This is a genomic window from Streptomyces sp. SID14436 (assembly GCF_010548465.1).
In the GTDB taxonomy this organism is placed as follows: Bacteria; Actinomycetota; Actinomycetes; order Streptomycetales; family Streptomycetaceae; genus Streptomyces.
The window spans coordinates 1-19464 of record NZ_JAAGMD010000831.1 but is presented as its reverse complement, the minus strand read 5'-3'; the positions used below and the strand labels follow the sequence as shown (position 1 = coordinate 19464).

Sequence of the window (19464 nt, the reverse complement as noted above, 5' to 3'; positions counted from 1 at the left end):
GGCCCGGGCAGAGGCACGTCCCGGCGCTGCCGGCGCGCCGGGCCGCCGTCACCCCCCTGGGCCGTCGACCCCCCGGGGGCGCCGGCGACGGCGATCTGCACGCCCTGGTCGGCGAGCGCCTGGAGCTCGGTGGCCGCGCGGTCGTCGTGGGCGGGCGGTTCGTCCGTGACGAGGCGGGTGATGAGGTCCGTGGGCACGGTCTGGAACATGGTGTCGGTGCCCAGCTTGGTGTGGTCGGCGAGGACCACCACCTCGGCCGCGGCCTGCACCAGCGCGCGGTCCACGGACGCCGAGAGCATGTTGGACGTGGACAGCCCCCGCTCGGCGGTCAGGCCGCTCCCCGAGAGGAAGGCGCGGGACACCCGCAGCCCCTGGAGGGACTGCTCGGCCCCGCTGCCCACGAGGGCGTAGTTGGAGCCGCGGAGCGTGCCGCCGGTCATCACGACCTCGACCCGGTTGGCGTGGGCCAGCGCCTGGGCGACCAGCAGGGAGTTGGTGACCACGGTGAGGCCCGGCACGCGGGCGAGCCGGCGGGCCAGCTCCTGTGTGGTGGTGCCCGCACCGACCACGACGGCCTCGCCCTCTTCCACGAAGTTCGCGGCGAGGTCGGCGATCGCGGTCTTCTCGGCGGTCGCGAGATGGGACTTCTGCGGGAAACCGGACTCTCGCGTGAAACCGCCCGGCAGTACCGCACCGCCGTGCCGGCGGTCGAGGAGTCCTTCTGCCTCCAGCGCGCGCACGTCCCGCCGTACGGTCACTTCGGAGGTCTGGACGACGCGGGCGAGTTCACGGAGCGACACGGCCCCGTTCGCTCGCACCATTTCGAGGATCAATTGGCGACGTTCTGCAGCGAACACGAAACTGACAGTAACGCCAGCGACCGTCTGCTTTCAGCAGTTTGCGCTGAATAGCAGAAGTTGTTCGCACGCCACAGGGGCAAGTGGTATAAGGCCTAGGCCGCCCGCCTATGCCGCCCGCAACCTCCGCAACTCCCCGCTGTGCGCGGGGAGTCGGTTCCGGCCGTGCGCGGCGGCGCTCAGCCCGCGCCGTCCGCCTTGCGGGTGTGCAGCTGCCGCGCGACCTCCGCGATCGACCCGGACAGCGACGGGTAGACGGTGAAGGCCTTGGCGATCTGCTCCACCGTCAGGTTGTTGTCCACGGCGAGCGAGATGGGGTGGATCAGCTCGGAGGCGCGGGGCGCGACCACGACACCGCCGACGACGATCCCGGTGCCCGGCCGGCAGAAGATCTTGACGAAGCCGTCGCGGATGCCCTGCATCTTGGCGCGCGGGTTGCGCAGCAGCGGCAGCTTCACCACGCGCGCCTCGATCTTCCCGCCGTCGACGTCGGCCTGGGTGTAGCCGACGGTGGCGATCTCGGGGTCGGTGAAGACGTTGGACGAGACGGTCTTCAGGTTCAGCGGGGCGACGGCGTCGCCGAGGAAGTGGTACATCGCGATGCGGCCCTGCATCGCCGCCACCGACGCCAGCGCGAACACCCCGGTGACGTCACCGGCCGCGTACACGCCCGGGGCGGTGGTCCGCGACACCTTGTCGGTCCAGATGTGCCCGGAGTCCCGCAGCCGGACGCCGGCCTCCTCCAGGCCCATGCCCGCGGAGTTCGGGACGGCGCCGACCGCCATCAGGCAGTGCGAGCCGGTGATGACCCGCCCGTCGGCGAGGGTGACCTCCACCCGGTCGCCGACCCGCTTGGCGGACGCCGCGCGCGAGCGTGCCATCACGTTCATCCCGCGGCGCCGGAAGACGTCCTCCAGGACGGCCGCCGCGTCCGGGTCCTCACCGGGCAGCACGCGGTCGCGCGAGGACACCAGGGTCACCCGCGAGCCGAGCGCCTGGTAGGCGCCGGCGAACTCGGCGCCGGTGACACCCGAGCCGACCACGATGAGCTCCTCCGGGAGTTCGGTGAGGTCGTAGACCTGGGTCCAGTTCAGGATGCGCTCGCCGTCGGGGCGGGCGTCGGGCAGCTCGCGGGGGTGCCCGCCGGTGGCGATCAGGACGGCGTCCGCGGTGAGCGTCTCCTCGGTGCCGTCGGCGGCGCGCACCACGACCTTGCGGGAGCCGTCGAGGGACTGCATGCCCTCCAGGCGGCCCCGGCCGCGCAGCACGCGCGCGCCGGCCCGGGTCACGGACGCGGCGATGTCGTGCGACTGGGCGAGCGCCAGCCGCTTCACCCGGCGGTTGACCTTGCCCAGGTCCACGCCGACCACGCGGGCGGCCTGCTCGATGTGGGGGGTGTCGTCGGCGACGATGATGCCCAGTTCCTCGTAGGAGGAGTCGAAGGTGGTCATCACCTCCGCCGTGGCGATGAGGGTCTTGGACGGCACGCAGTCGGTCAGCACCGACGCACCGCCCAGGCCGTCGGCATCGACGACGGTCACCTCCGCGCCGAGCTGCGCGGCGACCAGCGCCGCTTCGTATCCGCCGGGTCCGCCACCGATGATCACGATCCGAGTCACGTACTCCATTGTCCCGCACACTTCACCGTGCAGCCGCCCCGGGGGCCCGGCCGTGGCTGCCCTGTTACCGCGGGGGCCCGTGGGACGGCTGCCGTACGCTCTCCTCATGTCGCTCTACGCCGCGTACGCCGGCAACCTCGACGCGCGGCTGATGTCCCGCCGCGCACCCCACTCGCCGCTGCGCGCCACCGGGTGGCTCAACGGGTGGCGGCTGACGTTCGGGGGCGAGCACATCGGCTGGGACGGCGCGCTGGCGACCCTGGTCGAGGACCCCCTGGCGCAGGTGTTCGTGGCGCTCTACGACATCGCGCCCATGGACGAGGAGTCCCTGGACCGCTGGGAGGGCTCCGGCCTGGGCATCTACCGCCGCACCCGGGTCCGCGTGCACACCCTGGACGGCGAGGAGCGGGCCTGGACCTACGTCCTGAACGCCTACGAGGGCGGCCTGCCCTCCGCCCGCTACCTGGGCGAGATCGCCGACGCGGCGGAGTCCGCCGGCGCCCCGCACGACTACGTGATGGAGCTGCGCAAGCGGCCCTGCTGAGCCCTTCTCGCCGGAAACGACAAGACAACGATCGCCACCCCGTGAGCTTTCACATCTACGCGCGTAGGCGAAGACCGGCTACTCTCGTGCGGGTGAACGCTTCTCTTCTTCCGGACGACATCCAGGGCGACCCGTACGCCGCAGCCGACGCCGCCGCCGCGCGCCTGCGCGAACTGACGGGCGCCGAGACCCACGACGTCGCCCTCGTGATGGGCTCCGGCTGGGCCCCGGCCGTCGACGCCCTCGGCGAGCCCGACGCGGAGTTCCAGGTCACCGAGCTGCCCGGCTTCCCGCCCCCGGCGGTCGAGGGCCACGGAGGCAAGATCCGCTCGTACCGGGTCGGCAGCAAGCGGGCCCTGGTCTTCCTGGGCCGCACCCACTACTACGAGGGCCGCGGGGTCGCCCCCGTCGCCCACGGGGTGCGCACCGCGGTCGCGGCCGGCGCCAAGACCGTCGTCCTGACCAACGGCTGCGGCGGCCTGCGCGAGGGCATGCGCCCCGGCCAGCCGGTCCTGATCAGCGACCACATCAACCTCACGGCCACCTCCCCCATCGTCGGCGCCAACTTCGTCGACCTGACCGATCTCTACTCGCCGCGCCTGCGCGCCCTGTGCAAGGAGATCGACCCCAGCCTGGAGGAGGGCGTCTACGCCCAGTTCCCCGGCCCGCACTACGAGACCCCGGCCGAGATCCGCATGGCCCGCGTCATCGGCGCGGACCTGGTGGGCATGTCGACGGTGCTGGAGGCCATCGCCGCGCGTGAGGCGGGCGCCGAGATCCTGGGCATCTCCCTGGTGACCAACCTGGCCGCCGGGATGACCGGCGAACCCCTCAACCACGAGGAGGTCCTCCAGGCCGGCCGCGACTCCGCCACCCGCATGGGCGCCCTGCTCACCCAGGTCCTCGGCCGCCTGTAACCGGCCCCGCGGTGCCGGGCGCGGGCAGCCGTCCCGCGCCCTGGGCGCTGGCGGTTTACGGTGCGGACCCGCCCCGCCGCCCGCCGACGGGTGCGCCGCGCACCCCGCCCCGCGGGCCCGGGCACCCGCATCCCCAGTTCCCGTACACCCACCCGCACGACGAGAGGCTGACCGACCGTGCACGACGCCCTCATCGCCCGCGCCCGGGCCTGGCTCGCCGAGGACCCCGACGCGGACACCCGCGAGGAACTCGCCCGGCTCATCGAGGCCGGGGACCACGCCGGACTCGCCGACCGCTTCGGCGGCACCCTGCAGTTCGGCACCGCCGGTCTCCGCGGTGAGCTCGGGGCCGGTCCGATGCGGATGAACCGCGCGGTCGTGATCCGCGCCGCCGCCGGTCTCGCCGCGTACCTGCGCGAGCAGGGCCACCAGGGCGGTCTCGTCGTCATCGGCTACGACGCCCGCCACAAGTCGGCGGAGTTCGCGCGCGACACCGCCGCCGTGATGACCGGCGCCGGCCTGCGGGCGGCCGTCCTGCCCCGCCCGCTGCCGACGCCCGTCCTCGCCTTCGCGATCCGGCACCTCGGCGCGGTCGCCGGGGTCGAGGTCACCGCCAGCCACAACCCGCCCCGGGACAACGGCTACAAGGTGTACCTCGGCGACGGCTCCCAGATCGTGCCCCCGGCCGACGCCGAGATCGCCGCGGAGATCGAGGCCGTCACGTCGCTGGCCACGGTCCCCCGCCCCGCCGACGGCTGGGAGACCCTGGACGACGGCGTCCTGGACGCCTACCTCGCCCGCACCGACGCGGTCCTCGCCCCGGACTCCCCCCGCACCGCCCGCACCGTCTACACGGCCATGCACGGCGTCGGCAAGGACGTGCTGCTCGCCGCCTTCGCCCGGGCCGGCTTCCCCGAGCCGGTGCTGGTCGCCGAGCAGGCCGAACCCGACCCCGACTTCCCCACCGTCGCGTTCCCCAACCCGGAGGAGCCCGGCGCGATGGACCTGGCCTTCGCGCAGGCCCGGGCGACCGGACCGGACCTGGTCATCGCCAACGACCCGGACGCCGACCGCTGCGCCGCCGCCGTGCGGGACGGCGGCGACTGGCGCATGCTGCGCGGCGACGAGGTGGGCGCGCTGCTCGCCGCGCACCTGGTGCGGCGGGGGGCGTCCGGCACGTTCGCGGAGTCGATCGTGTCGTCCTCCCTGCTCGGCCGGATCGCCGAGGCGGCCGGCCTGCCGTACGAGGAGACCCTGACCGGGTTCAAGTGGATCGCCCGCGTCGACGGCCTGCGCTACGGCTACGAGGAGGCCCTGGGCTACTGCGTCGACCCCGACGGCGTCCGCGACAAGGACGGCATCACGGCGGCACTGCTGCTCACCGAGCTGGCCTCGGTGCTGAAGTCCGAGGGCCGCACGCTGCTCGACCTGCTGGACGACCTGGCGGTGGAGCACGGGCTGCACGCCACCGACCAGCTGTCGGTGCGGGTGGAGGACCTCTCGCTGATCGCGGACGCGATGGGCCGGCTGCGCGAGCGGCCCCCGTCCGAGCTGGCCGGGCTGCGGGTGGTGGAGGCCGAGGACCTCACCCGGGGTTCGGCGAAGCTGCCGCCGACGGACGGCCTGCGCTACACCCTGGACGGGGCCCGGGTCGTCGTCCGCCCGAGCGGCACGGAGCCGAAGCTGAAGTGCTACCTGGAGGTGGTGGTCCCGGTCGACGGCCGGGACGGCCTGCCGGCCGCCCGTGCCCGCGCGACGGAACTGCTGGGCGCCCTCAAGCAGGACCTGTCCCGGGCCGCCGGCATCTGACCGGACGGACCCGGCGCACCCTCACCCCGGGCCGGGGACGCTCGCCGGGAGCGTCCCCGGCCCGAGCGGCTTCCGTATCGGCCCCGGTGCCGCGCGGCGCCGGACGGCCGGCACACGCGCGGGACGGTGGTCAGCCCGTCGCCAGCAGCACCGCCAGCAGCACCGCGCCGGCCGCCGCAGGGGCGAGGATCTCGTAGGCCCACCGCACGACGGTCCCGCCCTGGGCGGTGGCCGCGCCCTGGCGGCGTTCGTGCAGCGCGCGCAGGTCGTCCATGACGCTGTCGGTGCGGCCGCGCACCGGTCCCTCGGAGGCGGCGGAGGACCGGCCGCCGCGCCGGAAGGCGTCGCCCACACTCGGGGCCTGTCCGGCCCGGCGCACGTCGACGCCCTCGGCCCGCTCCCCCGTCGCCCGCATCTCCCGCCGGGCCGCCTTCTTGCGGGCCCGCAGCGACACGGGCAGGGCCCACAGCTGGTACTTGGTGCCGGACTCGTCGAACACCTCGTTGGAGTAGCCGGAGCGCAGCGAGGCGACCGCCCCCCAGGGCAGCACGATCAGCCGGAAGGGGTTGCGGATCCGCAGCCGGTCGTCGTTGACGTACACGGCGGGGCGCACCGTGAAGGCGACGACCAGCGGCACGGCCACGAGCAGCGAGGCGAGCGCGAGCCACAGGGTGCGGCCCTCGCCCCGGACGGCGGCGTCGATGCCGAACCACGCGCAGACGGCGAGGAGCAGGACCCCGCCGGCGATGCCCGCGTGGGACCGGTGCACCTCGTCCCCGGCCCCGGGAGCGTCGGTCCCGGAGGGCTGCGAGGGATCGGGGGCAGGCGGCTGGGGGTCGGGTGTCGTCATACCGCGATTCTGCCCGACGGGCCGGACGGGCTTCCCCTCGCGGTCCGGTGCGCCCGAGCGGAAAGGTGCGGGCGGGGACGGAGGGACGGACGGGGCCGCGCCCGCCGCCGGGTCCGCCGGGCGCGCGGGCGGGTCGCGCGCGTGCACGGGAGGGAGGTCGGGGGCTGTACAGCCGCTACGCGCGTAGATATGCTCGTCTGGTGACCATGCCCACCACTGCACCCCACGCACTTGCTGACGTCACCGCGTCCGACAGCACGCTGCGCCGCTTCCTCCACGGGCTGCCCGGCGTCGACGCGGTCGGCCTGGAGGCGCGCGCCGCCTCCCTCGGCACCCGTTCGATCAAGACGACCGCGAAGGCGTACGCCATCGACCTCGCCATCTCGATGGTCGACCTGACGACGCTGGAAGGCGCGGACACCCCGGGCAAGGTCCGGGCGCTCGGCGCCAAGGCGGTCCTCCCCGACCCGACCGACCGCAGCGCGCCCGCCACGGCCGCGGTGTGCGTCTACCCCGACATGGTGGCCGTGGCCAAGCGGGCCGTGGCCGGCTCCGGCGTCAAGGTGGCCTCCGTCGCCACCGCGTTCCCGGCGGGCCGTGCCCCGATCGCCGTCAAGCTGGCCGACGTCCGCGAGGCCGTCGCCGCCGGCGCGGACGAGATCGACATGGTCATCGACCGCGGCGCCTTCCTCGCGGGCAACTACCTGAAGGTGTACGACGAGATCACCGCCGTGAAGGAGGCCTGCGGGGCGAGCGCCCGGCTCAAGGTCATCTTCGAGACCGGCGAGCTGTCCACGTACGACAACATCCGCCGGGCGAGCTGGCTCGGCATGCTGGCCGGGGCCGACTTCATCAAGACCTCGACCGGCAAGGTGGCGGTCAACGCCACGCCCGCCAACACCCTGCTGATGCTCCAGGCGGTGCGCGACTTCCGCGCCCAGACCGGCATCCAGGTCGGCGTGAAGCCGGCCGGCGGCATCCGCACCAGCAAGGACGCCATCAAGTTCCTCGTCCTGGTCAACGAGACGGCGGGCGAGGACTGGCTGGACAACCACTGGTTCCGCTTCGGCGCCTCCTCGCTGCTCAACGACCTGCTGATGCAGCGGCAGAAGCTGGCCACCGGCCGTTACTCCGGCCCCGACTACGTGACGGTGGACTGATCACCATGGCATCCGCATTCGAGTACGCCCCGGCGCCCGAGTCCCGCTCGGTCGTCGACATCGCCCCCTCCTACGGCCTGTTCATCGACGGCGAGTTCGCCGAGGCCGCGGACGGCAAGGTCTTCAAGACGGTCTCCCCCGCCACCGAGGAGGTCCTCTCCGAGGTAGCCGAGGCCGGCGAGGCCGACATCGACCGCGCGGTCGGCGCCGCCCGCAAGGCGTTCGAGAAGTGGTCCGCGCTGCCCGGCTCCGAGCGGGCGAAGTACCTCTTCCGCATCGCCCGGATCATCCAGGAGCGCAGCCGCGAGCTGGCCGTCCTGGAGACCCTGGACAACGGCAAGCCGATCAAGGAGACCCGCGACGCGGACCTGCCCCTGGTCGCCGCGCACTTCTTCTACTACGCGGGCTGGGCCGACAAGCTGGACCACGCCGGTTTCGGCGCCAACCCGCGTCCGCTGGGCGTGGCCGGCCAGGTCATCCCGTGGAACTTCCCGCTGCTGATGCTGGCGTGGAAGATCGCCCCGGCGCTGGCCACCGGCAACACGGTCGTGCTCAAGCCGGCCGAGACGACCCCGCTGTCCGCCCTGTTCTTCGCGGACGTCTGCCGCCAGGCCGGGCTGCCCCGGGGCGTCGTCAACATCGTCACCGGCGACGGCCGCGCCGGAGCCGCCCTGGTCGCGCACCCCGACGTGAACAAGGTGGCCTTCACCGGCTCCACCGCCGTCGGCAAGCAGATCGCGCGCACCGTCGCGGGCACCCGCAAGAAGGTCACCCTCGAACTGGGCGGCAAGGGCGCCAACATCGTCTTCGACGACGCCCCCGTCGACCAGGCCGTCGAGGGCATCGTCAACGGCATCTTCTTCAACCAGGGCCAGGTCTGCTGCGCGGGCTCCCGGCTGCTGGTGCAGGAGTCGGTCGAGGACGAGGTGCTGGACGCCCTCAAGCGCCGCCTGTCCACGCTGCGCCTCGGCGACCCGCTGGACAAGAACACCGACATCGGCGCGATCAACTCCGAGGAGCAGCTCAGCCGCATCACCTCGCTGGTCGAGCGGGGCGAGGCGGAAGGCGCCGAGCGCTGGTCCGCCCCGTGCGACCTGCCGGAGAGCGGCTACTGGTTCGCCCCGACGCTGTTCACCGGCGTCACCCAGGCGCACACCGTCGCCCGCGACGAGATCTTCGGCCCGGTGCTGTCGGTGCTCACCTTCCGCACCCCCGACGAGGCCGTCGCCAAGGCGAACAACACGCCGTACGGCCTGTCGGCGGGCATCTGGACGGAGAAGGGCTCGCGGATCCTCGCCGTGGCGAACAAGCTCCGGGCGGGTGTCGTCTGGTCCAACACGTTCAACAAGTTCGACCCGACCTCGCCGTTCGGCGGGTACAAGGAGTCGGGCTACGGCCGCGAGGGCGGCCGCCACGGCCTGGAGGCGTACCTCGATGTCTGACCCGCGACTCAGTGTCTTCAAGACCTACAAGCTGTACGTCGGCGGGAAGTTCCCGCGTTCGGAGAGCGGCCGGGTGTACGAGGTGACCGACTCCAAGGGCACGTGGCTGGCGAACGCCCCCCAGTCCTCCCGCAAGGACGCCCGGGACGCGGTGTCCGCCGCGCGCAAGGCGTTCGGCGGCTGGTCCGGCGCGACCGCGTACAACCGGGGCCAGATCCTGTACCGCGTCGCCGAGATGCTGGAGGGCCGCCGCGAGCAGTACGTCCGCGAGGTCGCGGCGGCCGAGGGACTGTCGAAGTCCAAGGCCGCCGACCAGGTGGACGCGGCGATCGACCGCTGGGTCTGGTACGCGGGCTGGACCGACAAGATCGCTCAGGTGACCGGCGGCGGCAACCCGGTCGCCGGCCCGTACTTCAACCTGTCGTCCCCCGAGCCGACGGGCGTCGTCGCCGTCCTGGCCCCGCAGGAGTCGTCCTTCCTGGGCCTGGTCTCGGTCGTCGCCCCGGTGATCGCCACCGGCAACACGGCGGTCGTGGTGGCCTCGGAGCGGGCTCCGCTGCCCGCGCTGTCGCTGGGCGAGGTGCTGGCCACCTCCGACCTGCCCGGCGGGGTCGTCAACGTGCTGTCCGGCCGCACGGCGGAGATCGCCGCGCCGCTGGCCGCGCACCAGGACGTCAACGCGATCGACCTGGCGGGCGCCGACGAGGTGCTGGCGAAGGAGCTGGAGACGGCGGCGGCCGACAACCTCAAGCGGGTGCTGCGTCCACAGCCTGTGGACGACTGGGCGGCGACGCCCGGCACGGACCGCATGACGGCCTTCCTGGAGACCAAGACCGTCTGGCACCCGACGGGTTCGCTGGGCGCCTCCGGCTCGGCCTACTGACCACCCCCCACAGCCGGAGAGCCGCGCTCCTCCTCCGTCCGGGAGGGGCGCGGCTCTTCGCACACCGGGGGTCAGGCGCCGAGCAGGCCGGTCACCTGGCCGACCACGGGGATGCTGTCGACCGACGGGGCCTGCGCCACCGGGCCGGTCAGCGCCTGCGAGGTCAGCGGCTGGAAGTCGGCGAGCTGGGTGCCCACCCCGTTGTCGAGGGGGTCGACGCCGGTGCCGGCCAGCGGGTTGGGCTTCAGGCCCGCGACCGGGCCGGTGACGTACCCGACGGTGCCGGTCAGCGCCTGGAGCCCGGCCTGCGGGTCGACGTCCCCGAGCGAGGCGGGGCGGCTCTCCGTGGCGCCCGCCGGCGGCTCGGTGTCCGCCGCGGCCGACGCCGCGCCCGCCCCGAGGGCCGCACCGGCGGTCGCGAGGACCGCCAGGGCGCGTCGGACGGTCGGCTTCTTCGGGGAGACGTGTCGGGCCATCGCTGCTGCCACCTCTTGCCTTGTTCTGCCTGCACTGCGTAACCGGGTCGACGCGAAGCGTAGTTGAGGTGTGAGGCGCGCATCAAAGCCGACCCGCGGGGTCGTCCGGGGGCCGCCCGCTGCCGCACAATGGTGTCCCGTGAGTTCCCAGTCGCCCGTATCCGCGCGTGTCGTGCTGCTCTGCGGCCCCTCAGGCTCCGGCAAGTCCCTCCTCGCGGCCCGTTCCGGCCTTCCGGTGCTGCGCCTCGACGACTTCTACAAGGAGGGCGACGACCCGACGCTCCCGCTGGTCGCGGGCAGTTCCGACATCGACTGGGACCACCCCGGCTCCTGGGACGCGGACACCGCGGTCGCCGCGATCGAACGGCTGTGCCGCACCGGCCGTACCGGCATCCCCGTCTACGACATCTCGCTGAGCGCCCGCACCGGCGAGGGCAGCGTCGACATCGGCGGCGCGCCGCTGTTCATCGCGGAGGGCGTCTTCGCCGCGGAGATCGTCACGCGGTGCCGGGAGGCGGGCCTGCTGGCCGACGCGCTGTGCCTGAGCCGGGGCCCGGTGACGACGTTCCGCCGCCGCTTCCTGCGGGATCTGCGCGAGGGCCGCAAGTCGGTGCCGTTCCTGCTGCGCCGCGGCTGGCGCCTGATGCGCCTGGAGCGGTCCATCGTGGCCCGCCAGACGGCGCTGGGCGCCCACGCCTGCGACCGGGACGAGGCGCTGGGCCGGCTGAACGCGGCGGCGGCAGCGGGCCGTTCCAGGAGGGGCACGGGCACGCCGACCGGCACCGGCACCCCGGCGTAGTCAGGGGGCGGCCGAAGGCCCCGCACACACGGAAACGGGACTGGACGGACCCCCCGGCCCTCCAGTCCCGCTCCTTTGTGCTCCCCCGTGTTCCTCCCCCGTGCGTCCCCCCTCGCGGGATCCCCCCGGATCCCCCCCAGGGTCCCCCGTGACCCCCTTGAGGTCCCCCCCGTGTGTGCGGTGACGCCCCCCGGCGTCCCCGCGGTTCCCCCCCGGTGACCGGTCTCCCGGAACCGTCGGATCCCCCGATCCTCCGGTCCCGCGTCCCCCGCCGGTCCCCCCGGACCTTCAGGCGACCAGCTCGCCGAAGGCGCTCTCCTCGTCACGGCCGAAGCTGAGGACCTCGTCCTCGCGCAGCCGGCGGAGCGACCGCCAGATGCTGGACTTCACCGTGCCGACACTGATGCCGAGGATGTCCGCGATCTCCGGATCCGTGCGGCCCTCGTAGTAGCGCAGGACCAGCATGGTGCGCTGGAGCTCGGGCAGCCGGGCCAGCGCCTGCCACAGGACGGCGCGCAGCTCGGTGCCGCGCATCGCGTCCGTGTCACCGGCCGTCTCCGGCAGTTCCTCGGTCGGGTACTCGTTGAGCTTGCGGCGCCGCCAGGCGCTGATGTGCAGGTTCGTCATGGTGCGGCGGAGGTATCCGCCGACCGCCGCCTTGTCGCTGATCCGGTCCCACGCCCGGTAGGTCGAGAACAGCGCGCTCTGCAGCAGGTCCTCGGCCTCGAAACGGTCACCGGTCAGGTGGTAGGCGGTGGCGTACAGGGAGGCGCGGCGCTCCTGGACGTAGGCGGTGAACTCCGCCTCCGACGGCGAGCGACGCTCCCCCGAGCCCTCCCCGTACGCGCTTCCCCCGTGTGCCTCCCCCGTCGGCGCGTCCACCACCGTCATGTAGGCGGTGTGACGCCCGGTGCCGTGCGAGCACCCCCGCTTGGACACGGCACCGGACTTCTCGGCAGCACCCCGGTGCACGTCGTGCAGACGCGTGATCACTGCGCTGGTGCCAGAGCCGTGCAGCGTGTTCATCTCGCGCCCCCCGTCGTGGACTTCCGGTCCCCCGGTGCTGTTCTTGCCTGTGCCGAACAGCTTGCCGAACCCACTTCATGACCGTGTCCGCCGACTGTCACAGACCTGTCACAGGGGCCGGGCGCCCCGCGGGCACACGATCTTCACGGGAGTCGGTGCACGTAGCCGCCTTTATGCGGGTCCAACGGGCATCTGCGTGCGCGGGTCGAACCGGAAGCCCTCCATGGGCCAGAATGAGCCCGTGCCTTCCCTGTTGCTGATCGAGGACGACGACGCCATCCGTACGGCCCTGGAGCTCTCTCTGACGCGCCAGGGACACCGGGTGGCGACTGCTGCCAGCGGTGAGGACGGTCTGAAGCTGCTGCGCGAGCAGCGCCCGGATCTGATCGTGCTGGATGTGATGCTGCCCGGCATCGACGGCTTCGAGGTGTGCCGGCGCATCCGGCGCACCGACCAGTTGCCGATCATCCTGCTCACCGCGCGCAACGACGACATCGACGTGGTGGTCGGACTGGAGTCCGGCGCCGACGACTACGTCGTCAAGCCCGTGCAGGGCCGGGTACTGGACGCCCGGATCCGGGCGGTGCTGCGCCGCGGCGAGCGGGAGTCCAGCGACTCGGCGACCTTCGGCAGCCTCGTCATCGACCGGTCGGCGATGACGGTGACGAAGAACGGCGAGGACCTCCAGCTGACGCCGACCGAGCTGCGCCTGCTGCTCGAACTGAGCCGGCGGCCGGGCCAGGCCCTGTCCCGGCAGCAGTTGCTGCGGCTGGTGTGGGAGCACGACTACCTGGGCGACTCGCGCCTGGTGGACGCGTGTGTCCAGCGGCTGCGCGCCAAGGTCGAGGACGTGCCGTCGTCCCCGACGCTGATCCGTACCGTGCGCGGTGTCGGCTACCGGCTGGACCCGCCTCAGTGACCCAGGAACACCAGGGGGGATCCCGCCGCTGGTCCGCGGCACGCAAGGGAGTGTGGGCCCGGCTGCGCCTGACCAGCCTCCGGCTGCGTCTCGTCCTCGTCTTCGCGCTGGTCGCGCTCACCGCCGCGGTGTCCGCGTCCGGCATCGCGTACTGGCTCAACCGTGAGGCGGTGCTCACCCGCACGCAGGACGCCGTGCTCCGGGACTTCGAGCAGGCGATGCAGACCCGGGCGGGCGCCCTGCCCGAGCACCCGACGCAGGACGAACTCCAGCACACCGCCGGGCAGATGGCCAACAGCAGTCAGCGCTTCACGGTGCTGCTCGTCGCCGAGGACCCCGAGGGCCGCACGGTGTACGGCAGTTCGGGCGGGCTGAACGGCTTCTCGCTGGCGGACGTCCCCGAGTCGCTGCGCACCGCGGTGGCCGAGCAGCAGAAGATCACCTCGACCAACAAGCACCCGCATCGCATGTACTGGCAGCGGATCGTCGAGGACGACACCCCCTACCTGGTGGCGGGGGCCCGGATGATCGGCGGCGGGCCGACCGGCTACATGCTCAAGTCGCTGGAGCCGGAGGCCAAGGACCTCAACTCGCTGGCGTGGTCGCTGGGGATCGCCACCGGACTGGCGCTCATCGGCTCCGCCCTGCTCGCGCAGGCCGCCGCGACCACGGTCCTCAAGCCCGTGCAGCGGCTCGGGGTGGCCGCGCGGCGGCTCGGCGAGGGGCGGCTGGACACCCGGCTCAGGGTGTCCGGGACCGACGAACTGGCCGACCTGTCCCGCACGTTCAACAAGGCGGCGGAGGCGCTGGAGAAACGGGTGGCCGAGATGGCGGCCCGCGACGAGGCGTCCCGCCGGTTCGTGGCGGACATGAGCCACGAGCTGCGCACCCCGCTGACCGCGATCACCGCCGTGACCGAAGTCCTCGAGGAGGAGCTGGAGTTCGAGGGCGGCGGCATCGACCCGATGATCGAGCCCGCGGTGCGGCTGGTCGTCAGCGAAACGCGGCGGCTGAACGATCTGGTGGAGAACCTGATGGAGGTGACCCGCTTCGACGCGGGCACCGCCCGGCTGGTCCTCGACGACGTCGACGTCGCCGACCAGATCACCGCCTGCATCGACGCGAGGGCCTGGCTGGACGCGGTGGACCTGGACGCCGAGCGCGGCATCCACGCCCGCATCGACCCCCGCCGGCTGGACGTCATCCTGGCCAACCTCATCGGCAACGCCCTCAAGCACGGCGGTTCGCCGGTGCGGGTGGCGGTGCGCGAGGAGCGCGAGGAGGGTGCCCAGGACGGCGGAGCGGTGGTCATCGAGGTGCGCGACCACGGGCCGGGCATCCCCGAGGAGGTCCTGCCGCACGTGTTCGACCGCTTCTACAAGGCCAGCGCCTCCCGGCCGCGGTCCGAGGGCAGCGGCCTGGGCCTGTCCATCGCCCTGGAGAACGCCCACATCCACGGCGGCGAGATCACCGCGGTCAACGACCCGGAGGAGGGCGGCGCGGTGTTCACCCTGCGGCTGCCCCGGGACGCCACCGCGCTGACCGAGCGGGACGACGCGGACGCCCCCGGCGACGGGGGCGAGGGCGAGGGCGAGGGGAAGAAGAACGGGGACGTGCCGGACGGCACGCGGAAGTCCGCCGGCCGGGGCGGGGGCGCCGAGGGGGACGCCGGATGAACGTACGCCGTATGAGAGGGCTGCTCGCCGCCACCGCGCTCGGTCTCCTGGCCACCGGCTGCGGGATCCGGGCCACGGAAGTGCCCACCGACTTCGGTCCGGCGCCCTCCCGGGTGCGCTGCTCCCTGACCGAGCCGGACGTCACGACACGCGCCGGGGCGGGCCTGCCGGTGCGCATGTTCCTGCTGTGCGGCTCGTCGCTGGCGGCCGTCGACCGGACCGTACGGGTCCCGGACGGCGCGGCGGACGACGGACGGCGCGCGCGGGTCGCCCAGGGCCTGCTGGACGCGCTGTCGGCCCCGCCGACCGCCGCCGAGAAGCAGGCCGGTTACACCACGCACGTACCGGCCGGGACGACCGTGCGCGGGCCGCGCCCCGGGGACCCGGAGGACACCCTGCGGCTGAGCACCGCCCCCGGCAGCTTCACGTCGTTCGCGCTCGCGCAGGTCGTGTGCACCTTCTCCGACTCGGCCGCGGCCGAGGGCGACGGCTCGGTCGTGCTCGCCGGGCCCGACGGGGAGCCGCCGCGCCGCTACGAGTGCACCGAGGAGGTCCGGGCCCGCCCCGGCAGCAACGAACCGCCGTCCGCGGAGGTCTCCGGGGGCCGGTAGCGAGGGTGCGGGCCGGGTGTGGCGCACGCCTCAGCCGGAGAACGGGGGGCACGGCGGAACCGATCGTGCCGGGCGCCGCGTCTAGGGGTTCGTGCAGCGTCAAGGCTCCATCGGCGGCACCGCCGCGATCCGTATCCGTGTGACGGGAGGAATCCTCCTGGCCGCGTACCTCGCGCTCGTGGCCTGGTACACGCTGCGCCCGCTCGACGTCCCCTGGGTCATGCCGGCCAACCTGCGCCCCTTCGACGGGCTGCGCGCCGACTTCGCGGCGGGCTGGACGGAGGGGGCCCGCCGGGTCGGCGAGGGGCTGGCGCTGCTGGCGCCGCTGGGGGTGCTGCTGCCCATGGCCGGGGGCCGGCTCGCGGTGTCCCCGCTGGGCTCGCTGATCCGCACGACGGCCGCCACGGCGCTGCTGTCGCTGGGCATCGAGATGCTCCAGACTGCGGTGCCGGGACAGGTCGTGGACGTCGACTCGCTGCTGCTGAACACGGCGGGCGCGGCGCTCGCGCACCTCGCGGTGGTGCCCGCCGGACGGTCCTGGCTGCGCCGCCGGACCGGCGGCCGTGCGGTGCCGATGCCGGTCCAGGAACCGGCTCAGGGTCGGACCCCTACGATTCCCAGGGTCGGGATCGCCCCGTGGAGCGACGCTTTGCCCCCTTCGTCTCCGTAACGTGGTAGGCAGAGAGGCACCCGGACGGGGGCCTCGGACCGCTCACGAAGGAGCCACGATGTCCAGCCTCGCCCGACCCACCGACGACCGCATGATCGGCGGAGTGTGCGCCGCGCTGGCCCGGCGCTTCGGCACCTCCTCGACCACGATGCGGGTGCTGTTCCTGCTGTCGTGCCTGCTCCCCGGCCCGCAGTTCCTGCTGTACATCGCGCTGTGGATCCTGCTGCCGTCGGAGGACAGGCAACGGGCCGCCTGGTGAGGCCGGCGCCGGAGCGCGGCGGCCCGCAGGCGCCCTCCGCCCGGCGGCGTTCCCGGGTACGCCGACGGGGCGCCCCCGTGCTCCGGGGCGCCCCGTCGGCGCGGTTCCGCCTGGGTGGGTCAGCCGAGCGGCAGGCCGTTGACGGGCAGGCCCTGGGTGGGCAGGCCCGCCAGCGGCAGACCGCCGAGCAGACCGGCCACCGGCTGGGTCGGGCCCTCGGAGAGAAGCTGCTGGGCGACCGGCTGCGCGGCCGTCATGCCCGTGCCGGCCACCTGCTGGCCGGTCTCCAGGGCGCGCTCGGCACCGGGCAGCACACCGGAGACGTTCTCCGCCGGGACGGCCTGGGTGACGGTGTCCAGCGCCGAACCGGCGTCGGGGAGCGCCGGGGCCGCGGTGGCGGCGCCCGCACCGGTGGCGGCGAAGGCGGCACCGAGGGCGGCGACACCGAGGGTCTTGGCAGCAGACTGCTTCATGAAAATGTGTCCTCGAATGGGATACGGGGATGTGAGCGGTGCTGTGACCGTAAACACGGCGTACCGCCCGCCGCAAACAGCGAAATGCGGACGGATTGTGAACACCGCCCGCATTCCTCGTGTGCGCACGCTCCCGCGTCAGCCCGTTCCGCCGACAGAACCGCTGGTGGAGGCGGTCTGCCGGAACAGCCATTCGGATTTCAGCTCGGCATATCCCGGCTTGATGACGTCATTGATCATGGCCAGTCGTTCATCGAAAGGAATGAAAGCTGATTTCATCGCATTGACGGAGAACCATTGGAGGTCGTCGAGCGTGTAACCGAATGCCTCGACAAGGTGCTCGAATTCCCGACTCATGCTCGTACCCGACATGAGACGGTTGTCCGTGTTGACCGTCGCGCGGAAATGCAGCCGCCGCAGCAGCCCGATGGGGTGCTCGGCGTAGGAGTCCGCCGCCCCGGTCTGCAGGTTCGAGCTCGGGCACAGTTCGAGCGGGATCCGCTTGTCCCGGACGTAGGACGCGAGCCGGCCGAGCTCGACCGAGCCGTCCTCCCGGACGTGGATGTCGTCGATGATGCGCACCCCGTGCCCGAGCCGGTCCGCACCGCACCACTGGAGCGCCTGCCAGATGGACGGCAGCCCGAACGCCTCGCCGGCGTGGATGGTGAAGTGGTTGTTCTCCCGCTTCAGGTACTCGAAGGCGTCCAGGTGCCGGGTGGGCGGGTAACCGGCCTCGGCGCCCGCGATGTCGAAGCCGACGACGCCCAGGTCCCGGTAACGGTTGGCGAGTTCGGCGATCTCCAGGGCGCGGGCGGCGTGCCGCATGGCGGTGAGCAGGGCACCGACACGGATGCGGTGGCCGTTCTCCTTCGCCCGCCGCTCGCCCTGCCGGAAGCCCTCGTTGACCGCCTCGACGACCTCCTCCAGGCTCAGCCCGCCCTCCAGGTGCTGCTCGGGGGCGTACCGCACCTCGGCGTAGACGACACCGTCCTCGGCGAGGTCCTCGGCGCACTCGGCGGCGACCCGCACCAGCGCGTCGCGGGTCTGCATGACACCGACGGTGTGCGAGAAGGTCTCCAGGTACCGCTCCAGGGAACCGGAGTCGGCCGCCTCCCGGAACCACAGGCCCAGCTTGTCGGCGTCGGTCTCCGGCAGCCGGTCGTAACCGCTGTCCCGGGCCAGGTCGACGACGGTGCCGGGGCGCAGCCCGCCGTCCAGGTGGTCGTGCAGCAGAACCTTGGGCGCCCGGCGGATCTGTTCCTCCGTCGGCGTGTTCGCGATGCTCTGGCTGGTCATCTCGGCACTGTAACCCCTACGCGCGTAGATCACCGGTGTACGAATCCGTCGATACGTAACGGTGACCGCACGGACGGGTCGGGTTCGGCCCGGGTTCTGAGAATGTTGCGCCATGGCACAGCAAGCGACGCCGGTTCGCAGGGCCCGGCTCGGGAAGGCCCTCGGTCCCGAACCGACCGCGGTGAGCGGTGTGGTGCTCCTGCTCCCGCCCGGCGACGAGGTCTCCGGCCGCAGACCGTCCCCGATGAGGGCGACCGCCTCCGTCCGCACCCTGGGCCGCCGGCTCGGCCGGGCGGCCCGCGACGAGGGCCTGGTCACCCATGTCGTCCACTACCGCTACCGCGGCTGGAACGGCGAGGAGGCGCACCTCGCGCAGGACGCCGCCTGGGCCGCCGACGAGGCCGTACGGCGCTACGGGGACGTCCCGGTGTGCCTCGCCGGCCTCGGCATGGGCGGCCGCGCCGCGCTGCGCGCCGCCGGCCACGACGCCGTCAACTCCGTGCTGGCGCTCGCCCCTTGGCTGCCCGCCGAGAACACCGGGACGCCACTCGAACCGGTGAAGCAGCTCGCCGGGCGCCGGGTCCTCGTCGTGCACGGCACGCACGACGCCCGGACCGACCCGGAGCTGTCCTTCCGGCTGGCCGCGCGGGCCAAGAAGGCCAACCGGGACGTCTGCCGCTTCGAGGTGCACGCCGACGGGCACGGCCTGACCCAGTACCGGGACGAAGTCCTCGCCCTCGCCGAGAACTTCGTGGGCGGCGCGCTGTTCGGCCGGGCCTTCTCCCGCCCGCTCCAGGACGCCTTCGCGGCCCCGCCGCCCCTGGGCCTGCGGATGCCGCTGGCAGCGGGGTTCGGGAAGTCGCTGCGCCGCTGAGCCGACGCCCGCTGCCCGGGCCCCGGGCGGGACGCGGCCCCCGGGCGGTCCGGTTCGACTCGGCTCGGCTCGGCTCGGCTCGGTCTGACGGTGCGTCCGGGGATCACGGGGGCACCGCCGTGGTCGGGGAACGGGGCAGGCTCGGACCGGTTGGCCGGAGGCATCCGGGGGCGGGCGTGTCGGCGGGGCAGGGAGCACCTGCGCAGCCCACGCGCCGGAGGGTGACCGGCGGCCCGCGGGGACACGCGGACCGGGGGCGAGGGACGGCACCGCACCCGGACGGGCGGGCAGCCGGTCGGGCCGG

At 73.4% G+C, this 19464-nt stretch carries 20 protein-coding genes; 13 read left to right on the top strand and 7 right to left on the bottom strand.

Going from position 1 to position 19464, the window contains the following annotated elements:
- Together G3I53_RS30165 and G3I53_RS30160 are read right to left on the bottom strand one after the other, a co-directional pair.
- Nucleotides 1-821 (bottom strand): DeoR/GlpR family DNA-binding transcription regulator (locus G3I53_RS30165; protein ID WP_239064189.1); only part of this gene is annotated, 821 nt, incomplete at its 3' end.
- Between the two features lie 215 nt (nt 822-1036).
- Nucleotides 1037-2485, bottom strand: coding sequence for an NAD(P)H-quinone dehydrogenase (locus tag G3I53_RS30160; RefSeq protein ID WP_164336435.1), 1449 nt, complete (start codon nt 2483-2485; stop codon nt 1037-1039).
- Nucleotides 2486-2582: 97 nt separating this feature from the next.
- Here G3I53_RS30160 and G3I53_RS30155 point away from each other — a divergent pair, with 97 nt between their 5' ends.
- The 3 genes from G3I53_RS30155 (at nt 2583) to G3I53_RS30145 (ending at nt 5746) form a co-directional block, all read left to right on the top strand.
- A complete protein-coding gene (locus G3I53_RS30155; RefSeq protein WP_164336437.1) occupies nt 2583-3020 on the top strand; it encodes a gamma-glutamylcyclotransferase in 438 nt (145 codons plus the stop codon).
- Nucleotides 3021-3112: 92 nt separating this feature from the next.
- On the top strand, nt 3113-3937 hold the full coding sequence (locus G3I53_RS30150; RefSeq protein ID WP_164336439.1) for a purine-nucleoside phosphorylase: 825 nt from the start codon (nt 3113-3115) through the stop codon (nt 3935-3937).
- 177 nt (nt 3938-4114) lie between these two features.
- The gene (locus tag G3I53_RS30145; RefSeq protein ID WP_164336441.1) at nt 4115-5746 is read left to right on the top strand and encodes a phospho-sugar mutase; all 1632 of its coding nucleotides are present in this window, start codon (nt 4115-4117) and stop codon (nt 5744-5746) included.
- A gap of 130 nt (nt 5747-5876) precedes the next feature.
- Here G3I53_RS30145 and G3I53_RS30140 read toward each other — a convergent pair whose 3' ends face one another.
- Entirely contained in the window at nt 5877-6596 is a 720-nt protein-coding gene (locus G3I53_RS30140) for a PH domain-containing protein (RefSeq protein WP_164336443.1), read from the bottom strand.
- 206 nt (nt 6597-6802) lie between these two features.
- On the opposite strand from G3I53_RS30140, the gene deoC reads away from it, so the two are divergent.
- Genes deoC through G3I53_RS30125 form a run of 3 tightly spaced genes read left to right on the top strand, consistent with a single transcriptional unit; the run spans nt 6803 to nt 10081 of the window.
- Nucleotides 6803-7756 carry a deoxyribose-phosphate aldolase gene (deoC, locus tag G3I53_RS30135; RefSeq protein ID WP_164336462.1) on the top strand — a complete coding sequence of 318 codons (954 nt, stop codon included), beginning with the start codon at nt 6803-6805 and terminating at the stop codon, nt 7754-7756.
- A 5-nt stretch (nt 7757-7761) separates the two neighbouring features.
- Nucleotides 7762-9198, top strand: coding sequence for an aldehyde dehydrogenase family protein (locus G3I53_RS30130; RefSeq protein ID WP_164336445.1), 1437 nt, complete (start codon nt 7762-7764; stop codon nt 9196-9198).
- Complete coding sequence (locus G3I53_RS30125) at nt 9191-10081, top strand: aldehyde dehydrogenase family protein (RefSeq protein WP_164336447.1); 891 nt, start codon at nt 9191-9193, stop codon at nt 10079-10081. Before G3I53_RS30130 ends, G3I53_RS30125 begins: the two co-directional genes overlap by 8 nt.
- A 71-nt stretch (nt 10082-10152) precedes the next feature.
- Here the strand turns inward: G3I53_RS30125 and G3I53_RS30120 are convergent, their stop codons facing one another.
- Nucleotides 10153-10557, bottom strand: coding sequence for a hypothetical protein (locus G3I53_RS30120; RefSeq protein ID WP_164336449.1), 405 nt, complete (start codon nt 10555-10557; stop codon nt 10153-10155).
- A 70-nt stretch (nt 10558-10627) separates the two neighbouring features.
- Between G3I53_RS30120 and G3I53_RS30115 the strand changes: the two genes are divergently transcribed.
- Nucleotides 10628-11356 (top strand): uridine kinase, encoded by a 729-nt coding sequence (locus G3I53_RS30115; RefSeq protein WP_164336451.1) that lies wholly within the window; start codon nt 10628-10630, stop codon nt 11354-11356.
- A gap of 288 nt (nt 11357-11644) precedes the next feature.
- Here the strand turns inward: G3I53_RS30115 and G3I53_RS30110 are convergent, their stop codons facing one another.
- Nucleotides 11645-12382, bottom strand: a complete 738-nt coding sequence (locus tag G3I53_RS30110) for a SigE family RNA polymerase sigma factor (RefSeq protein ID WP_164336453.1) — start codon at nt 12380-12382, stop codon at nt 11645-11647.
- Between the two features lie 241 nt (nt 12383-12623).
- On the opposite strand from G3I53_RS30110, the gene afsQ1 reads away from it, so the two are divergent.
- The 5 genes from afsQ1 to G3I53_RS30085 all read left to right on the top strand — a co-directional run bounded on the left by afsQ1 (nt 12624) and on the right by G3I53_RS30085 (nt 16517).
- A complete protein-coding gene (afsQ1, locus tag G3I53_RS30105; protein WP_024883374.1) occupies nt 12624-13301 on the top strand; it encodes a two-component system response regulator AfsQ1 in 678 nt (225 codons plus the stop codon).
- A complete protein-coding gene (locus G3I53_RS30100; protein ID WP_164336455.1) occupies nt 13298-14977 on the top strand; it encodes a HAMP domain-containing sensor histidine kinase in 1680 nt (559 codons plus the stop codon). The genes afsQ1 and G3I53_RS30100 overlap by 4 nt, the downstream gene beginning before the upstream one ends.
- On the top strand, nt 14974-15588 hold the full coding sequence (locus G3I53_RS30095; protein ID WP_164336457.1) for a hypothetical protein: 615 nt from the start codon (nt 14974-14976) through the stop codon (nt 15586-15588). The genes G3I53_RS30100 and G3I53_RS30095 overlap by 4 nt, the downstream gene beginning before the upstream one ends.
- Before the next feature lie 91 nt (nt 15589-15679).
- A complete protein-coding gene (locus tag G3I53_RS30090; RefSeq protein ID WP_164336459.1) occupies nt 15680-16258 on the top strand; it encodes a VanZ family protein in 579 nt (192 codons plus the stop codon).
- A 58-nt stretch (nt 16259-16316) separates the two neighbouring features.
- Nucleotides 16317-16517, top strand: coding sequence for a PspC domain-containing protein (locus G3I53_RS30085; protein WP_164336461.1), 201 nt, complete (start codon nt 16317-16319; stop codon nt 16515-16517).
- Nucleotides 16518-16636: 119 nt separating this feature from the next.
- Here G3I53_RS30085 and G3I53_RS30080 read toward each other — a convergent pair whose 3' ends face one another.
- Nucleotides 16637-16990 carry an ATP-binding protein gene (locus G3I53_RS30080; RefSeq protein WP_164346959.1) on the bottom strand — a complete coding sequence of 118 codons (354 nt, stop codon included), beginning with the start codon at nt 16988-16990 and terminating at the stop codon, nt 16637-16639.
- Nucleotides 16991-17128: 138 nt separating this feature from the next.
- Nucleotides 17129-18286 (bottom strand): adenosine deaminase, encoded by a 1158-nt coding sequence (locus G3I53_RS30075; RefSeq protein WP_164438974.1) that lies wholly within the window; start codon nt 18284-18286, stop codon nt 17129-17131.
- A gap of 112 nt (nt 18287-18398) precedes the next feature.
- Between G3I53_RS30075 and G3I53_RS30070 the strand changes: the two genes are divergently transcribed.
- On the top strand, nt 18399-19160 hold the full coding sequence (locus tag G3I53_RS30070; protein ID WP_164438973.1) for an alpha/beta hydrolase: 762 nt from the start codon (nt 18399-18401) through the stop codon (nt 19158-19160).
- Nucleotides 19161-19464 lie beyond the last annotated feature (304 nt).

Coding starts and splice junctions, on each gene's coding strand:
- G3I53_RS30095 (WP_164336457.1), top strand. CDS start 14,974: ATGAACGTACGCCGTATGAGAGGGCTGCTCGCCGCCACCGCGCTCGGT.
- G3I53_RS30080 (WP_164346959.1), bottom strand. CDS start 16,990: ATGAAGCAGTCTGCTGCCAAGACCCTCGGTGTCGCCGCCCTCGGTGCC.
- G3I53_RS30110 (WP_164336453.1), bottom strand. CDS start 12,382: ATGAACACGCTGCACGGCTCTGGCACCAGCGCAGTGATCACGCGTCTG.
- G3I53_RS30070 (WP_164438973.1), top strand. CDS start 18,399: ATGGCACAGCAAGCGACGCCGGTTCGCAGGGCCCGGCTCGGGAAGGCC.
- G3I53_RS30160 (WP_164336435.1), bottom strand. CDS start 2,485: ATGGAGTACGTGACTCGGATCGTGATCATCGGTGGCGGACCCGGCGGA.
- G3I53_RS30140 (WP_164336443.1), bottom strand. CDS start 6,596: ATGACGACACCCGACCCCCAGCCGCCTGCCCCCGATCCCTCGCAGCCC.
- G3I53_RS30075 (WP_164438974.1), bottom strand. CDS start 18,286: ATGACCAGCCAGAGCATCGCGAACACGCCGACGGAGGAACAGATCCGC.
- G3I53_RS30120 (WP_164336449.1), bottom strand. CDS start 10,557: ATGGCCCGACACGTCTCCCCGAAGAAGCCGACCGTCCGACGCGCCCTG.
- G3I53_RS30130 (WP_164336445.1), top strand. CDS start 7,762: ATGGCATCCGCATTCGAGTACGCCCCGGCGCCCGAGTCCCGCTCGGTC.
- deoC (WP_164336462.1), top strand. CDS start 6,803: ATGCCCACCACTGCACCCCACGCACTTGCTGACGTCACCGCGTCCGAC.
- G3I53_RS30125 (WP_164336447.1), top strand. CDS start 9,191: ATGTCTGACCCGCGACTCAGTGTCTTCAAGACCTACAAGCTGTACGTC.
- G3I53_RS30085 (WP_164336461.1), top strand. CDS start 16,317: ATGTCCAGCCTCGCCCGACCCACCGACGACCGCATGATCGGCGGAGTG.
- G3I53_RS30155 (WP_164336437.1), top strand. CDS start 2,583: ATGTCGCTCTACGCCGCGTACGCCGGCAACCTCGACGCGCGGCTGATG.